The organism is Saprospiraceae bacterium, assembly GCA_016713025.1.
GTDB lineage: Bacteria > Bacteroidota > Bacteroidia > Chitinophagales > Saprospiraceae > OLB9.
Map to the genome: position 1 here is coordinate 136,893 of JADJPZ010000002.1, position 17,615 is coordinate 154,507.

The 17,615-nt window shown below is 37.3% G+C and carries 16 protein-coding genes and 1 pseudogene; 7 read left to right on the plus strand and 10 right to left on the minus strand.

Features of this window, described 5'->3' with window-relative positions; all coding sequences use genetic code 11:
• Window positions 1-96: 96 nt before the first annotated feature.
• Complete coding sequence (locus IPK35_00760; GenBank protein MBK8051828.1) at window positions 97-348, minus strand: hypothetical protein; 252 nt, start codon at window positions 346-348, stop codon at window positions 97-99.
• 204 nt (window positions 349-552) lie between these two features.
• On the opposite strand from IPK35_00760, the gene IPK35_00765 reads away from it, so the two are divergent.
• Window positions 553-738 (plus strand): hypothetical protein, encoded by a 186-nt coding sequence (locus IPK35_00765; protein MBK8051829.1) that lies wholly within the window; start codon window positions 553-555, stop codon window positions 736-738.
• 92 nt (window positions 739-830) lie between these two features.
• The gene (locus IPK35_00770; GenBank protein ID MBK8051830.1) at window positions 831-989 is read left to right on the plus strand and encodes a type II toxin-antitoxin system RelE/ParE family toxin; all 159 of its coding nucleotides are present in this window, start codon (window positions 831-833) and stop codon (window positions 987-989) included.
• Between the two features lie 205 nt (window positions 990-1,194).
• Here IPK35_00770 and IPK35_00775 read toward each other — a convergent pair whose 3' ends face one another.
• The 3 genes from IPK35_00775 to IPK35_00785 form a co-directional block, all read right to left on the minus strand.
• Window positions 1,195-2,337: a T9SS type A sorting domain-containing protein gene (locus IPK35_00775; GenBank protein ID MBK8051831.1), complete on the minus strand. Its 1,143-nt coding sequence runs from the start codon at window positions 2,335-2,337 to the stop codon at window positions 1,195-1,197.
• A gap of 33 nt (window positions 2,338-2,370) precedes the next feature.
• Window positions 2,371-4,119, minus strand: a complete 1,749-nt coding sequence (locus IPK35_00780; protein ID MBK8051832.1) for a hypothetical protein — start codon at window positions 4,117-4,119, stop codon at window positions 2,371-2,373.
• Between the two features lie 344 nt (window positions 4,120-4,463).
• A complete protein-coding gene (locus tag IPK35_00785) occupies window positions 4,464-4,628 on the minus strand; it encodes a hypothetical protein (GenBank protein MBK8051833.1) in 165 nt (54 codons plus the stop codon).
• 220 nt (window positions 4,629-4,848) lie between these two features.
• Between IPK35_00785 and ilvA the strand changes: the two are divergent.
• The 4 genes and pseudogenes from ilvA (at window position 4,849) to IPK35_00805 (ending at window position 9,037) form a co-directional block, all read left to right on the plus strand.
• A pseudogene (gene ilvA / locus IPK35_00790) lies at window positions 4,849-6,086 on the plus strand (threonine ammonia-lyase IlvA).
• 67 nt (window positions 6,087-6,153) lie between these two features.
• Window positions 6,154-7,332, plus strand: coding sequence for a hypothetical protein (locus IPK35_00795; GenBank protein MBK8051834.1), 1,179 nt, complete (start codon window positions 6,154-6,156; stop codon window positions 7,330-7,332).
• Window positions 7,333-7,340: 8 nt separating this feature from the next.
• A complete protein-coding gene (locus IPK35_00800) occupies window positions 7,341-7,640 on the plus strand; it encodes a hypothetical protein (protein MBK8051835.1) in 300 nt (99 codons plus the stop codon).
• Window positions 7,526-9,037 carry a glycosyltransferase family 39 protein gene (locus IPK35_00805; GenBank protein ID MBK8051836.1) on the plus strand — a complete coding sequence of 504 codons (1,512 nt, stop codon included), beginning with the start codon at window positions 7,526-7,528 and terminating at the stop codon, window positions 9,035-9,037. The genes IPK35_00800 and IPK35_00805 overlap by 115 nt, the downstream gene beginning before the upstream one ends.
• Window positions 9,038-9,578: 541 nt before the next feature.
• Here the strand turns inward: IPK35_00805 and IPK35_00810 are convergent.
• The 6 genes from IPK35_00810 to pbpC form a co-directional block, all read right to left on the minus strand.
• Window positions 9,579-10,664, minus strand: coding sequence for an LptF/LptG family permease (locus IPK35_00810; protein ID MBK8051837.1), 1,086 nt, complete (start codon window positions 10,662-10,664; stop codon window positions 9,579-9,581).
• Window positions 10,665-10,670: 6 nt separating this feature from the next.
• Window positions 10,671-11,801 (minus strand): tRNA guanosine(34) transglycosylase Tgt, encoded by a 1,131-nt coding sequence (gene tgt, locus IPK35_00815; protein MBK8051838.1) that lies wholly within the window; start codon window positions 11,799-11,801, stop codon window positions 10,671-10,673.
• Window positions 11,802-11,805: 4 nt separating this feature from the next.
• The gene (locus IPK35_00820) at window positions 11,806-13,218 is read right to left on the minus strand and encodes a rod shape-determining protein RodA (protein ID MBK8051839.1); all 1,413 of its coding nucleotides are present in this window, start codon (window positions 13,216-13,218) and stop codon (window positions 11,806-11,808) included.
• Window positions 13,219-13,352: 134 nt separating this feature from the next.
• Entirely contained in the window at window positions 13,353-13,559 is a 207-nt protein-coding gene (locus IPK35_00825) for a hypothetical protein (protein MBK8051840.1), read from the minus strand.
• On the minus strand, window positions 13,514-13,717 hold the full coding sequence (locus tag IPK35_00830) for a hypothetical protein (GenBank protein MBK8051841.1): 204 nt from the start codon (window positions 13,715-13,717) through the stop codon (window positions 13,514-13,516). The genes IPK35_00825 and IPK35_00830 overlap by 46 nt, the downstream gene beginning before the upstream one ends.
• A 111-nt stretch (window positions 13,718-13,828) precedes the next feature.
• Window positions 13,829-16,159, minus strand: coding sequence for a penicillin-binding protein 1C (pbpC, locus tag IPK35_00835; GenBank protein ID MBK8051842.1), 2,331 nt, complete (start codon window positions 16,157-16,159; stop codon window positions 13,829-13,831).
• Between the two features lie 235 nt (window positions 16,160-16,394).
• Here pbpC and IPK35_00840 point away from each other — a divergent pair, with 235 nt between their 5' ends.
• Window positions 16,395-17,321, plus strand: a complete 927-nt coding sequence (locus tag IPK35_00840; protein ID MBK8051843.1) for a TonB family protein — start codon at window positions 16,395-16,397, stop codon at window positions 17,319-17,321.
• Window positions 17,322-17,615 lie beyond the last annotated feature (294 nt).

Genomic DNA, 17,615 nt, shown 5'->3' on the forward strand with positions numbered 1-17,615 from the left:
ATTTCTTATTATAGATATGTGCGCCAAAAAATACTCCTGGTATATACTTGTTTCATAATTGGCTTTCCTTTTAATTCACTAATGATGTAATTCCCCTCAATACCTCCCATCTTTCACCCACAGCAACTTTTCTATCTTGTTCACTTCCCAGCTCGTGAAGCCAAAATCATCGACGACCTTACCGAGAACGATGTAGTAACCTTTACCCTTGAATGGATATGCCTTTAGACTCGGCGGAAAGTGAACCGTATCAAAAAAGTGGCCATTGACGTCGGTCATCGTACCGAAATTCATGAGGTCACCTTTAGAAGTGGTTACATATTTGCGACATACGTAGTATCCGACCATACGGACCGTTTTGCCGAGGTGGTCTTTCATCTGTGTGGCGGTGATATCACCACGAAATTTCGTCTGCGATAGATCAAGAAGGCTGCACATGGTGAAGCCGATCAACTCTGCCCCTTAACAAACGGCTGTTTCGTGCTCATTTGCGGCTTGTCAATCTGAACTAAGCTATACTTTATTTTGTTATAAATTTCAAAACATAAAAATATGTTAGAAGGTATAGTTTATATAACCGACGAGAATGAAGATAAGAAATTTGTACAAATTGATCTTGAAAAATATGGTGACCTTTGGCCAGATTTTTTAGATATAATAATAGCTCATTCCCGTAAAAACGATAAGAAAGTAGCATTTAATGATGTGAAAAAACTTGTACTGGATAGTACATTATGAGATTGTCTTCAGTGAAGGAGTAGTAAAAGATTTGAAATCTGTTCCACAAAAAGATCAACTTAAAATTTTAGATAAAATTGAACGCCTTACAAATGACCCTTTTCCTTAAAGGGTGCGTAAAAATTAAAGCTACCAGTGAATCCTTATGGCGTATACGTCACGGAAACTATAGAGTTTTGTATCACCTTGAAAACGATATCAAGATTATTGATATTCGTCGCATAGGCCATCGAAAAGATATATATCAATAACATCTCTCCATTAATACCTCCCATCCTTAATAAACGGCAGCTTCTCCATCTTGCTCACCTTGAGACTCGGGAAGCCGAAGTCGTAAACCACCTTACCTAATACAATGTAGCAACCTTTTCCCTCGAGTGAATAGATCAGTAAACCATCAAAATATAAAATTCTGAGTGTGAGCCTGCTGCGAAAACAAATATGATAATCAAACTCTTATCTAATAATAACAACTCTTTTCGTAAAAACGGACTTACCGGTTTTATCAATAAGACTCAGAAAATAAAAGCCGCCTTGCAAATTGCTCACATCTAAAGTAGCATTCTCACTTATAAATGATGGAATCTGTAATAAAGTAAGTCCATTAATATCTATCAATCTCACTTCATAATCGATACTAGAATGAGGAACTTTAATGTTCAGAATCTGATGAGCCGGATTGGGAAATACTATGATATCTGAAATGAGGTTTTCATTAAAGCTGGTAGAAGGGTTTTCTGTTAAACGCCATAATTCTCCACCATATTTTGCATCAGTTGCAGAAAAATAAAGATCATTTTTAAATATTGTAAAATTACCCGGGCTACTTGATCCCGCGCCTGTAAATAAGTCAAAGACCATTTTGGTTCCGGAATTTGTACCATCTGTTCTCCAAAGCTCTGTTCCATGTACTCCATCATTTAATGAGAAATATAAATAATTGCCCCATGAAAAGAAATTTTGAGGAAACTTAAAATTGTTGATAATACTTGAACCTGCAATTTTTACAGTTCCTGCACTGGTACCATCTGTTTTATATAGTGCTCCTGCGTCAGTTCCGTCATCATTAACTACAAAAAACAATTCATTTTTGTGAATTATGAGATTATTTGGTGAAGTACTACCAAATGGGAATATGTCTTTTACTATTGTTGTTCCAGAAGTGGTGCCGTCAGATACAAACAGTTCTCTTCCATTGTTATCATTTTGGGCAGTAAAATATAGTTTATTGTTAAAAACTACAAAAGAACCCGGAAAGCTAGATATTGGCCCCGGATAAATGTCTTTAACCAATTTTGTACCTCCTTGAGATCCATCTGATACCCACAGTTCGGAACCGTTAATGTTATTATCAGCAGAAAAATACAACTTATTTCCTATCGCTGTCATGTTTGAAATGTGGAAATTAAATTCATTAGGATTTTGGTCGTTGATTCTGATGTTTGCTACCATATTGGTACCTTCAGTTGTTCCATTGGTTTTCCAAAGTTCTACACCATTGATACCATCGCTAGCTGAAAAAAACAGTAAACTATCATTTACTATAGATGAATTGGGGATGAAAGGAAGTGATTGTCCATTTGGATTAATATCTTTCAACAGAATAGTTCCAACTTCTGTTCCATCTGTAATCTAAAGCTCCTCACCATGCGATACAGTAAATGCATTAAAAATGAGTTTTTCTTTGAGGACTGCCATACCCTCTGTAGAACTCCCACTATTTGAAAAAAATTTTAAAATGTGTGTTCCATCTTTAGTACCGTCAGACTTAAAAATTTCTCTCGGAGGGTTGATCCTATTTTCGGCTGTAAAAAACAATTGATTCTTAAACATGGTTGGTAACAAAACATTCGAACTCGGTAGTCCTGGATTGATGTCCTTTACCATCACAGTACCCTTATCAGTCCCATCTGTTTTCCAAAGCTCATAACCTTCTCCTTCTGTTCTTGCTGAAAAAAATAAGACGTCATTTACAACTCTAAACATGTTTGGATATGAACTTGCATTCCGGGTATTTAATTTTAAAAGAATTTTTGTGCCTTGTTCAGTCCCATCTGATTTCCAAAGTTCACTACCATTTATCCCATCATTGGCATTGAAAAATATTTCGTTTTTAAAGTTTATTAATTCAGATATACTGGATGAATTTACTCCTTGAAAAATATCTTTTACTATAGTTGTTCCTTCTGTTGTACCATCAGTTCGCCATAATTCAGCACCTCTTAAGCTATCATTGGCCACAAAGAAAAAATATTTGTCATTATTTATGGATATCATAGTATTATTAATATAACTACTTCCTAAGCCGGAAAAAATATCCTTTACCAATTTTGTGCCTTGATTAGTACCATCACTCTTCCACAACTCTCTTCCAACTTCACCATTATTAGCCGTGAAATAGAGTTCATTTTTAAAAGATGTGAAATTAAATGGATCTGAACCAGAAACGCCTTGCCTTATATCCTTAATTATTTGTGTTCCGGATACGGTACCATTAGTTTTCCAAAGTTCTCTCCCATTGCTTGTATCATTTGCAGTGAAGAAAAGAAAATTATTTACCACAGTAAAACCAGATGGAAAACTACTGGCGCTTCCTGGTAAGATATCTAAAAATTGTCTGGTACCTTCGGGTGTTCCATCAGATTCCCATATTTCCCATCCATTACTTCCATTATCAGCACTGAAAAATATTTTATTATTATACACTGCGAAGTCTGATATTCTTACATTCGGGGTAATAATTTGAATAAAATTAAGATTGGTGTTTAACTTCCATAATTGAAAGATGTTCTGTGAAGAACGGACAGAAAAATATAAGTCATTATTGAATGCAAATAATCTTTCAGGAAAAGTATTTGACGGTAGTTCCCCGGTTTTTATAGTACCTTCTACTGTGCCGTCTGTTTTCCAGATTTCCATATTAAAATTAACATTTCGAGTGATAAAATAAACACTATTTCCCACTTTTGTAAATTTTCCATGCTGCCCGCTCGCTATACCTTTTACATCAAATGTTTTAAGCAATACGGGACTTGGGCTTTGCAAATTTGAATACCACAAATGTAGTTTATCTCCGCCAGTACTTGTCAGGAAATAACATGAACTATCTATTACGCCGACATCCCAAAAGAAAGAACTTTCCGGGCCATTTGTAACATCTCCTAACATTTTGGTATTTGCTTCATTACCATCACTGACAAATAGTTCTCTCCCAAACTCTTCACTGATTGCTGAAAAAACAAAATGATTGGTTCCGGCACGAAAGGTGTGTGGAAGACTTGCTTCGGTCGATTTATTGATATTTGAAACCAAACCCTGACACTCTCCTGAAAAAGGAAACAAAATCCAATTGAAGATGATAAAGAGTAAAATATTTTTCATTCCAGTCTTATTTAAACAACTACAAATATAATGAAAGTTTATGTTTTAAAAATATTCCTATTCTTAAAAAGTATAAAGTTAAGTGATAACTCAAAGGAATTCAATGTATGTGGGAATACTTGATCCTAAGAGTTTGTTTAAATTTTTATTGGCTTAAAATCAAGATATTAAAAACCTGACTACAAATTAAGTGCCTCATTTAATTCACCTGCCCGCCTATATTATAAAAGTCAGGCGAGCTAAATTCGTTAATTATTTTATCGCCAGAACCATAATCTTTTGATTTACAACTAAGAAAAATTTTAAACATACTTTATGCTTCTGCCAGGACAATTGAAACTCCGTCAATAAAAATAGGTTTTGAGATAATCTGTCAAAGACACCCGGTACATCCAAGCTAATATGACCAATGCAATCAACATAAACCACAGTACGACCTTAAACTTTTTGTAAAAGGACAGGACGATATCTTTCCTGGTCCTGTATCTTTTATGTTTTATATATGTCATGGTGTTGGTTGTTAAGCTGTCATTTATTAAAACAATGATTTACCTCGTATGTTGAAATATTTTTAAAACTCAGATGACTTTTTGAGTTATTCTTCAGTTTAAAGAAAAGTATTATGCACTCACAAAATCAAATACAAGCTAAAATACTGGTATATTTGCGTCTGATTTTCGGAGACGGACCTATTGGTATGTCCATATCCAAAGATCATTCACCAATGATATGATACCAGCATCCAGGATAGATCAAGCATATGACAACATCAAAGAAGTGGTGATTCGCACTCCTTTGATGAGAAATTACAATCTATCCAAAAAATATCAGTGCAACATTTTCCTTAAAAGGGAAGATATGCAGGTCGTCCGTTCATTTAAGATAAGAGGCGCTTACAACAAAATGAAAATGATGAATCCTGCTACCCTCGCTAAGGGTGTGACATGTGCCAGTGCGGGCAATCATGCACAGGGAGTAGCGTTTGCCTGCTCTGCATTAAAAACACATGGTATCATATACATGCCGACGACGACACCCAACCAGAAAATCACCAAAGTCAAACATTTTGGTGGTGAGTGGGTCGAAATCAGGCTCGTGGGAGATACATTTGATGTAGCCAATAAAGTGGCACTCAGGTTTTCTGATGATGAAGATATCCCGTACATCCACCCTTTCAACGATGAAGATGTGATGGCCGGCCAGGGTACTTTAGCCAAAGAGATACTGGATGAAATTGATGTACCACTGGATTTTCTCCTGGTGGCAGTGGGTGGTGGAGGTTTGATATCCGGTGCGGGATCATACTTCCGTCAGAAGAGCCCCGGTACAAGAATCATAGCTGTCGAGGCAGAAGGAGCACCTGCACTGGCAGAAGCAATCAAAGTCGGACATGTGGTTCATCTAGATAAGATTGATTCTTTTGCTGATGGTATTGCAGTACAGATGGTGGGAGACAAAACCTTTGAGATTTGTAAGGAGGTCGTCGACGAATTGGTACTTGTTCCGGAAGGCAAAATATGTTCATCCATCCTGTACTTGTACAATGACGAAGCCATAGTGGTGGAGCCCGCCGGAGCCATTAGTTTTGCAGCATTGGATTATATCAAAGATCAGATCATCGGAAAAAACGTGATGATCATAGTCTGTGGTGGCAACAATGATATCACGCGGACTGAGGAAATACGTGAGCGTGCACTCCTATGGGAAGGCAGAAAACATTACTTTATCGTTCGATTTCCGCAAAGATCAGGAGCACTCAATGATTTTTTATCCTCTTAGGTCCCGATGATGATATTGCTCATTTTGAATATACCAAAAAAACAAATCGTGACAGTGGCCCGGCTTTAGTCGGCCTGGAATTTAAAAGGAAAGAAGATTTTCAACCATTGGTGGACAGGTTGGTCGCACACAACATCAATTTTGAGCACCTTAACAACAATCCTATGCTATTTGAAATGCTAGTATAATTCTATAAATTACCAATGGTATTTCTCTTAAAACAACTCCGTTTTTTTTCTTAATACAAAATAAAGAATGATTTTTAGGTTGATACAGTGTTTTACATGGATACTAAAGATTCTTGCTACGTTCATAGTTGGAATATTGATGCTGATACTCTTTTTGTATTGGGGTACATCTATTTACAACTTTACCGAATCAAAACCCTTCTCAGGTGATAAAATCCATAATCCATATGAAAATCTTCCATCGACCGCATACAAAGCCAATTTTCATGGCCATAGCAGAGCATGGAGAGGTATCACTCATGGCACCGACTCAGATGAAGCCTTTATTGAAGCATATATCAACAAAGGATATGATCTTGCCTGTTTGTCCAACTATCATAAGATAAGTCATTATAATGGCACAAAAACTAATATCAATGTGCCGGTATATGAACACGGATATAATATCAAAAAAGCCCACTACCTGGCCATCAACGCTAAGAAAGTAAGTTTTTGGGATTTCCCCTTATGGCAATCATCATCTCATCAGCAAAGTATGATCCAGACGTTGAGAGAAAATGCTGAGATGGTAGCCATTGCTCATCCTAAGTTTGGTGGTGGCAGATCGTTTGACCACATGAAACAGATCACCGGATACCATTTTACTGAGGTACTGAATCATTACAGGACTTCAGAAGAACATTGGGATGCAGCATTATCTACAGGAAAATTATCCTGGATCCTTGCCGATGATGATGTGCATGATTTGAAAGACCCTGAAATCTTTCAAAGGTGGAACATCATATTTAGTGACAGTAAGGATGCTGTACTGAATGCTATGAAGGAAGGAAAAAACTATGGACTTGAATCTTTTAATACCCGTGCAGAAAATAACTTTTTGTCATGTGAAAAGATAAATGAAAACACATTCAAATGGACTTTTGACAAACCGGCCGATAGCATACTTTTTGTAGGACAAAATGGGGCGATCCGGCAGAAAACCGTAGCAACTGACACGGCAACTTATACCTTCACCCCTGATGATACCTACATCAGAGTCATTGCAAAAAATCATGGACAAAATTTATATTTAAATCCATTGGTAAGATATCAGGGAAGCTCTGTAACGATGGCTGCAGATATGATTGCTGAAGAAAACACCTTGTATACTCTGTTGTGGAAGTCAGGAATAATCGCCTTAATGATAGGATTGGTATATCTTTGGTGGAGGCTCGTTCAGTCTAAATTTAAATCCATAAAAGCCTGATAAAACACATGGGAAAGCCCGACATTGTGAGCAGATATTGGCATATATTGATGATTTTGGGTATGTCCGTATTCTTTTTTGCGGGATTAGGACATGTACATTTATTTGATTGGGATGAGATCAATTTTGCGGAGTCAGCTAGAGAAATGATCCATACCGGCAACTATCTTTCTGTTCAGATCAACTATCAACCATTCTGGGAAAAACCACCTCTGTTTTTCTGGATGCAGGCTATCTCTATGAAATTTTTGGTATCAATGAGTTTGCCGCAAGGTTTCCCAATGCCGTTTTTGGTGTCATCTACCTGATGACAATATATGCCATCGGCAAAAAAATCATGCCGGGTACCAATTTGAACAGGATATGGATGCTATTGATGTTTGGATCTTTCCTTCCTCACATCTACTTTAAATCAGGCATAATTGATCCTGTTTTCAATTACTTTATCTTCCTGTCTGTCTTTTTTGTTTACAGGGTTTTCGATTCTGAAGGGAAATCACTGAAGGATAGTTTTTTGGCCGGTTTGTTTTGCGGGCTAAGTTTTCTGACCAAAGGTCCTGTAGGTTTATTGTTGCTCTTAAGTACGATCGGTCTTGTTTCGATGATACTCTTATTCTTTGATGACTCGCACAGCTCAAAATTTAATTTCAGAAGTGGAGTGAACACAATAAAACGTCTGTTTTTCCAATCTTTTGTCTGGTACCCAATATCTATTTTTCTGTTTGGATTTTTATCTGTAGTTTCTATTTGGATAGGAGCAGAGTTATATTTTCACGGTTGCGAGATCCTTTCCAAATTCATCCAATACCAGATAGAGTTATTTACAGAACCGGTAGCATCACATGGGCAGCCATTTTATTATCATTTTGTGGTAGTATTTTTTGGTTGCTTTCCGGCTTCCGTTTTTGCACTGCCACAGCTATTAAAATTCGCACCGAAAACCGGATCTTTGTTTACTTCCTGGATGGTTTCCTTGTTTTGGGTGGTGATGATTATCTTTAGTATGAGTACCACAAAAATTGTTCACTACTCCTCCATGACATATTTGCCACTGACATTTTTGGCCGCGATATATTTTCAAAAATTGATCACAAATCAGGAAAAAATAAAAAAGTACATTTTTATACTATATATTTTACTGGGTGTTTTTTGGTCTTTGATTTTTATATTGATACCATATATTATAATAAATCCATCCATCATATTACCTTATATATCAGACCAGGTGGTCATCAACTCTCTGCTCATGCCTGTAACATTGAATGGTTACGAACCCATCATCGGAATCATATTTGCCACTGGAATTTTGACTTCAATATGGTACATCATGCAGAAAAAACTTTTCAGGGCATTGTGGATAGTATCGATTTCCGTTGGATTGACATTAATGCTTACAAATTTTATGGTTTTGCCTGCCGTTGAGAGACTTAGTCAGGGACCGGCCATCAACTTTTACAAAACACTGGCAGGTCAGGATGTCTATGTGATGCCGATAGGATTTAAGAGCTATGCACAATATTTTTATGCCAAGACCAAACCCCAAATTCATCCCAAAAATGCGGATATTGAATGGCTGGTCAAGGGAGATATTGATAAAGATGTCTATTTTGTATCTAAGTCAAACAACACAGAACTGGAAAAATACCAGAATATCCTAAAGATCAGATCAGAAGGTGGCTTTTCTTTTTATGTTAGAAAAAAGTAAAAAGACTTATAAGTTTAACCTTGCAGGAATTAAATGCCTCGCTACCACTGCCCGACTACATAGGCAGGCAGGCTCATTCACTATAGGGACGCACCAACCGATACATCTTATTGAAAGGCTGGTCTACCCTTATTGGAGTTACCATTTAATTCTATAAACTTTGTCAAACTATACGGACTTTCCGATTGATTGGAAACTGTTGGGTTAACCCAACAGTTGTGACCCAAATTTATCTCAGATGGTCGAAGTTTGTAGCTTCGATCCTATACATTAAGTATTTTTAATATGTTGATCAAAAAGTGATTTTATTGGGTGAATCCCATTTTTGCACTAAAATTGTTTAAACTGCCCGCTACCCTCATTCCCTTAAGGGACGACCCGCCCAAATTCTCCTAATAAAAGCAATGAATTCCTTTTTAGGGGCAGGGGTAAGAAAAGCCAAATTCCAACAGTTGTGACCCTAATTTATCTCAGATGGTCGAAGTTTGTAACTTCGATCCTATACATTAAGTATTTTTAATATGTTGATCAAAAAGTGATTTTATTTCTGTGCCGTCTTGACCAGGTACAAGGCTACTATCGAAAAAATAATATTGGGAATCCAGACACCCAAGGCAGGGTGAAGCGTCAGGTTGGTGGAAAATGTAGTACTGAATTTTGAAAGGATCACATATGTAGCGCCCATGATGACACCTGCAGCGATATGAAAGCCCATACCTCCTCGGACTTTTCTTGATGCTACTGCAACTCCTATTAATGTTAAAATAAACAAAGTAAAAGGTTCTGCACTCCTCCGATACAACTCAATACTATATTTTTTTCCTGAATCAAGTCCTTTGTCTTGTTCATATTGTAAAAACCTGCGTAGTTCCCCGGAGGTCATCAGTTCCATCTGATTGGTATAGCGTGTAAAGTCTTCAGGTATAAAATTGAAAGATGTGTCTATATGTTCGTTGGGTTTGGCTACGAGAGTTTCATATTTATCTTCAAATTTTCTTTCTTCCCATCCTTCGAGTTTCCATTTATTGGGTTGACCAATGAAAACTAATCGGTTGGCCTTCAGAGTATACACCAATTGATTGTCCTTAAATTTTTCAAGCCGGAAAACCCTGCCCGAACTATCATAACTCGAATAACTTCTGATATACACTTTTTCATCCTTGGAAATCCAGAAATGGATATTGTGATTGAGTGTGGATTGGAGCGATGGTTTGATATACTTGACTTCAAAAGCATTTTTGTGTACATTGCTTTTGGGTATCACATAGTTATTGCCTATCCACAGTAAACCACTGATGATTGCTGCTCCTACAAGATAGGGTCTCATAATTCTTGAGTAGCTCACTTTCGAACTGAGCATACTGATTATTTCAGAGTTTTTTGCCATTCTGGATGTAAAAAATATTACTGCCAGCAATGCAAACAAAGGCCATAACAGTCCGTTGATATAGGGTATAAAGTAGATATAGTACTGTACAAATATTTCGGGAAAACTCAGTCCGGAATTCACAAATTTATCAATCCACTCAAAGTAATTGATAGATACGGCAATCATCGTGATAAGCATCATCGTAAAAAAAAATGTGCTTAAATATTTTTTGATAATATACCAATCCAGAATCTTCATAATAGCTTACAATCTTTGACTTACAGATTTTACCATTTCTGTTTTCCAGTTATAAAACGTTCCTTCTTCGATTTTTCGTCGGCTCTCTGATACTAACCACAGAAAAAAGCTAAGGTTGTGCAAAGTAGCAATCTGTCCTGCCAGCAATTCTTCTACCTTAAACAGATGTCTCAGATATGCTTTTGAGTGATGCCTGCTGGTAGGTGCCGGACTATCTTCATCTATTGGACTGAAATCATCCTGCCATTTGGCATTTTTAATGTTTATCAAACCATTTTTGGTGTATAGTAGTCCGTGTCGGGCGTTGCGTGACGGAAGTACACAATCAAACATGTCGATACCCAATGCTATACTCTCCAGTATATTTTCAGGAAGTCCTACGCCCATAAGATACCTTGGCTTATCTGCTGGTAATATCCCACAGACCAATTCAGTCATAGCATACATATCTTCATGAGGTTCTCCTACAGAAAGACCACCTATTGCGTTCATATTCTGGTCCTGTGCAGATATAAATTCTGCAGATTCTTTCCTGAGATCAGGGTAAGTACTGCCTTGAACGATCGGTGAAAATGTCTGTTCATATCCATATACAGGATCGGTAGTCTTCATCCTGTCTATACATCTCTTAAGCCATCTGTGGGTCATATGCATGGAGTTCCCGGCATATTTATATTCGCATGGATATGGTGTACACTCGTCAAATGCCATGACAATATCAGCTCCTATTATCCTTTGGATATCCATGACTGACTCAGGACTAAAAAAGTGTTTAGAGCCATCTATATGAGATTGGAATTTGACACCTTCTTCTGTGATTTTGCGCATGCCTTTGAGAGAATATACCTGATAACCACCTGAATCTGTCAGTATAGGCTTGTCCCAATGGATAAACCGGTGCAATCCTCCGGCTCTTTGCAGGATTTCAGTCCCGGGCCTGAGATATAGATGATATGTATTGCCAAGTATTATTTGTGCCTGAACAGATTCTGACAATTCATGCTGGTGTACACCTTTGACAGTTCCCTGCGTACCTACAGGCATAAATATGGGTGTCTTGATATCGCCATGAGCAGTGCTGATGATGCCTGTTCTCGCTGCACTGGCTTTGTCTTTATTTTTGAGTGTAAACTTCATCAAATTAATTTGCACGGTATCTTGCCATGTCCATTTTTACAAGCACAGCTACCATGATAGTAAATGCAATTAGACTTGAACCACCTTTACTGATAAAGGGCAGTGGAATGCCCACCACAGGCAAAAGACCCATAGTCATTCCGATATTGAACAGAAAGTGAAAAAATAAAATTCCTGCTATTGCATAGCCATAATTACGAATAAATTCGAGATTTGCTCTTTCAGCAATGATGATACATCTGGTCAGTAATACAGTGAACAGAAAAATAACCCCTAATATTCCTATAAAACCCTGTTCTTCTCCTATAGAAGTGAAAATAAAGTCTGTTTCCTGTTCTGGTACATAGTCCAGTTTTGTCATTTCACCTTTCAAAAATCCTTTTCCTGTCAGTCCGCCTGATCCAATGGCCATTTTGGCTTGTAGTATATTATATAACGATCCTCTTGGATCACATTTCTCAGGAGCCAGCCATACATTGATCCTTTCTTGCTGGTGAGGTTTCAGTACATTATCAAACACATATGTGGCCATAAATCCAAACGAGGAGGCTGCTATTATCAATGATGTAATAAGGCTGACAATCTTGATATTTTTCTTTTTTATTTCTCTGTATAGATACACCAAAAATGCCAGAGATGGAGGAATGATGACATTGGTTTTTTCATCTTGAAATAACATAAATACCATGATCAGGAGAACAGCCGTGATAGAAATCACAGCATTATTCGGTTTTTCAAGATCCAGGACATACACTGCAAATCCAAGCAACAACAAAAAGGAGGTGACAAGTAATGGTCCGAATAATAATGATAATATGAAAACTGCAGCCAACCCTATCCCGGATATGATGACCCATGGTGACTGCCCTCTCCTGTATAATAAAATAAAAAATGAAAAATATACCAAAGCAGACCCAAAATCAGGTTGAAGCAAAATGAGCAAGGCAGGTGATATAAACAATGCCATAGATACTAATACTACTTTGCTGTTCATAGTGCTGCTCTTAAAAAAACTAAGATAACTTGATAGGGCCAAAGCAGTACCAAATTTTGCCCATTCTGATGGTTGCATAGAAAAAGGGCCGATAGCAAACCAAGCTTTGGCACCGTTGATCTCTTTACCTATGATCAAAACCAAAACCAACAGTAACATCGTAATGCCATAGATAGGAAAAGTGAGGGCATTCCAAAATTTCCAGTCAATGACCAGCACTGCAATAAATGTAAAAATGGATAAAACTACCCAAACAGTCTGTGCACCCAATAAAGTACTAAAATCAAGGAATGCATACGGATGAGCCGGATCATGGAGGACAGCATAAACCATAAACCAACCAATGGTCACAAGGCTGAAAAATACTGAAAGTGTGATCCAGTCGTATGTTTTATCTTTTGAAATGGAAGCTTTTTGAGCCATAAATGTTTATACTTAAGTGAAACTCAGGTCTCACTACGAATCTCAAGATAGGTTTTTATAGTGAACAGAAAATATTCTGCAAAATAAATGGGGCTTCAAAATGGCAAATTTGTCTCATATTCACAGGGAAATACTCAAAATCCTAAAAGCGCTTTTTTACTAACATTGTCATATACAGGAGTTGCCGCAGGAAATGACTTTTTGATTTCGAGCAACACTGGCACGAGCTTATTTTTACTTTCAAAATATCCCGCTCTCACCTGATAATTAGGAGAGACGTGTTTCCAGTCGGACATCATATCAGGGTATACAGCCCTGAAAGTCGCCAGTGTACTTTCCATCTCCTGCGATCTGATGAAGACAGTATCTGAATTCTCCAGACTTTGACCATATCCTTAGCTTTGCCATTTTCTACATACCTCGCCATAAGTCTGGTGACTGATGGAGATGTTTCCACTTTGATATTATTTTGGCTGAATACCGATTCCAATGTAAGCATATACATCAAAACGATCAACCCTGCAATTATATATTTATTTGAAAATGACATTCTTAAAAACAAACATGATAAATAACGTGCAAAGGTAGATAAAAATTACACCAATTGGAGTTATTTATTGGCCTTGTGTTCATTAATAATTTCAAAATTTACTTCATCCTTATTGCCCCATTGATCTATGATCATCAGGGTGTGCTGACCGATTCCTGCCTTCAGCAGGCAGTCATGAGGTTGATTATTGGTTGAGGATAAGTATTGACCGTCAAGAAACCAGTGTAAGGCTGCCCCATTTTGCCTGTGATACGCTTTTGCTATCAGGTGATTAAGCTTTGATTCATTTTCTTTCGGCAAAAATATTTTTATATCATTCAGGGGATAGATAATTTTACATGAAGCTTCACTTTGCTGGCATAACGGGTCAAGTGGTGGTAGTACCTTGTAAGATGTATTGGATTGTTTGTAATAATACTCCATATATGAAGGCAGCACAAAAAATGTATCTTTCAGTACAGCATTGTCGTGGCAGGCAGGGCTAAGTCTGAGTTGGTTTCTACTCAACATCACTTCCTGATGATAATTGCATTGTTGGTATTTAAAAGATGATTTTTCAATCGTAAGGTTTGATTTGTTCTTACAAAGTGGGCCAGCTATCTTTCCTGATTCCTTACATATCGAGATGATTTCTTTTGAAGCATATCTTGGAGTACTTCCAAACCACCTGTTTTCAGGCAAAATATTGAAAATCTTAAACATGACAGGAGCTGCTTTGGAGATACCTGTCAGGTCAAAACGCCCTTCTCCACCTTCATTTCCTACCCATACTCCTACCATGTAATGGCCATTAAAACCCATTGCCCATGCGTCTTTGTGACCAAAACTTGTGCCTGTCTTCCATGCCACCTTATAGTCATTTGCAAATATTTGCCAGGATTTTTCTTCTCTGGGCCGCGAGAGATCTGACATAGCCTTTATCAGATGATCCACAGTAAACGGAGAAAACGCATAGGCAGATTTACTCTTTTCAGGTTTATTCTGCGTAAGGATCTGCACTTCTCTGAAAGGATCAGCTATGCCGCTATAATTCTGAGCCAAACCTTTGTAAATACGACTCAACTCCCATAGAGATGTTTCGCCACCACCCAGAATGATACTCAACCCATAATGATCAGCCCCTTTTTGGAGATGTTTTATGCCGAGATTTTTTATCAAATCATAAAATCCATGCAGACCTACCGTATTGAGCAATCGTACAGAAGGAACATTAAGTGATTGTATGATCATTTCTTCGAGCGGGACTGCCCCTCTGTATTTTTTATCAAAGTTTTCCGGCTGAAAATCACCAATGGCAGTTGGAATATCAGCAATCATTTCATTGGGCAAAAAGGTTGAAGTTTCCAGTGCATGAGCATACAACAATGGTTTCAATAAGCTGCCATAACTTCTGGGCGCCTGAACGACATCGACATATGAAAAGTTGCCACTTTGTGATGGTCCATTACCATGATATGCTATTAGTTTATTATTTCTGGTATCAATGATAGTAACAGCTATGTTTTTGATATCATCCATTTTTAAGAATTCTGTTTCGCGGGAAAGCAATTCAAAACTTTTTAGTTGAATATCAGAGTTCAATGTGGTTCGGAAGATGAATTGATCAGGATATTTTTCTGTCAGATATCTCAATAGATGATAGCCATGCTGTGGTATAATCTTCGTTTCAAAAGGAATTTCTTCACCCAAATAAAGTAGCAGTTCTTCACTATTAAAATATCCATTGGAGTGCATTTTTTTAAGTAAAAAGTCACGCTTGGATTTAAGGATATTTCTGTTTTTTGAAAGCGTCGCGTGAGTTGGTCCGTTGGGCATGACTGCCAGCAAGGCATATTCTGCCCAGGAGAGCTTGTCGAGTGGTCTGCCAAAATATCTGAGTGCTGCTGCTTTTACACCTATGGTATTTCCGCCAAAAGGAGCAATAGTACACCATTCCTGAATGATGGTCTCATCCATGGTAAACAGGCTGTATTTTAAAGCAAAGATGATTTCAATGATCTTGTTTATGAATGTTCTGTCAGGGTTTTTTCTTTTCATGCGCATGACCTGCATTGGAATAGTACTCGCTCCACGTAATTTATTTCCTGTTTTCAAGTGAGATATGATAGCTTTCACCATAGATACCGGATTTACACCCGGATGGTAGGGGAAGTACTCATCTTCATATATGATGATACATTGTCTTAGAGGCTCGGGTATTTTTTCATCCAGTGGAAAACACCATTGCTGATCTTTTGATATAGTAGCAGACATCATTCTGCCATCCTCTGCGTAGAGTATTCGACTGAATTCATTGCGGTCATCAGGTAAAGGTATGCACAACCACACTATGACCAATATCATGGTGGTTACTATCAAAAGTTTTTTCTTATTAAAAATTCGGAAATACAAAAAATATTTTTTTTGCATAATACAAAAGTAAATTAAATTTAAGATTAGTTCAATACATTTTGCTCTTTAAATGAACGAGTTAAAAAAAAGTGCTGTAATCGAAACAATAGAATGGAGTAATTACAAACTTATATCATCCTGCAATGTGATGTAAATCATTGTATTAACTAAAGAAAAGTACTCACTTTGCAGGTGATATTAAAATAATTTCGATAACAGCTTAAAATCACCGTTTATGTTCAGAGAATTAGAAATCACAGGTTCAGGAGTTGGATACTTCTTCCTTGCATTTATCTTGCTCACGGTGGGTATTGTATGGGTTTTTAAATATAAGTTTAAAGGGCTTGATCCAAAAAATCTTCGAAGCAAGTATGATGGTAAAAAAGCATCCTCCTTTTCTGAATCCACAAAATATCCGGATGTGGATATTTTCAAACACTCATCTTCATTATTTAATTATGGAATATTAATCTCCATGGCACTCGCTTTGGTTACCATGAACTGGACAACCTATGAGAAAAAAATAAAAGTAGATCTGAATGATCTGGTATTGAGTGAAGAAGTCGAAGTGGAAGTTCCACGAACAAATGAACCTCCGCCACCGCCACCGCCACCGCCACCACCAGTGATCCAGGAAGTTCCAAATACAGAAGTTATTGTAGAAGATCAACCTGTATTTGAAAATCAGGAGGTAACTATGGAATCAAAAGTGGAAGCACCTGTATATGTAGAAAAAAAGGCAGCACCGCCACCACCACCGCCACCACCACCACCAGCAGCAGAAGAAACTGAAATCTTTAAGGTGGTAGAACAAATGCCAAGATTTCCAGGCTGTGAAGACAAAGGCACTGATAAAGAAAAATCAGAATGCTCAAGAACAAAACTTCTTGAATATATATATGGTAACCTGAAATATCCGGCAATCGCCCGTGAAAACGGTATAGAAGGTCAGGTGGTGTTACAGTTTGTAGTGGAAAGAGATGGATCTATTACTGATATCAATGTCGTAAGAGACATCGGGGGCGGATGCGGCGAAGCAGCAGTAAACGTCATCAATGGTATGAATAAAATGGGAAATAAATGGGTACCAGGCAAACAAAGAGGCAGGCCTGTGAGAGTACTGTTTACCCTACCTGTAAAATTTGTAATAGCATCAAGCTAAGTGTATATTTATACCAAACAGAAAATTGATTGCGAAAATTTGCAATCATAATTATTTAATTTACAATACATTATGATTCAAATTTTTCGCAGAATATTTTCTGTCCACTATAATATCTCATCAACTTCGCTAAACATAAATATTTAAAAATACACAAAGCCACATTTTTGTAAGAGTATGTTTAAATTTTCATGTTTGAGCGAAAGTGAACAAATTTACTTATAAACGAGGCAGATTTTGTAGTCGTAGCCGGTAGCTACGGCGAAAAATATAACGAAGGATAAAATTAAATTT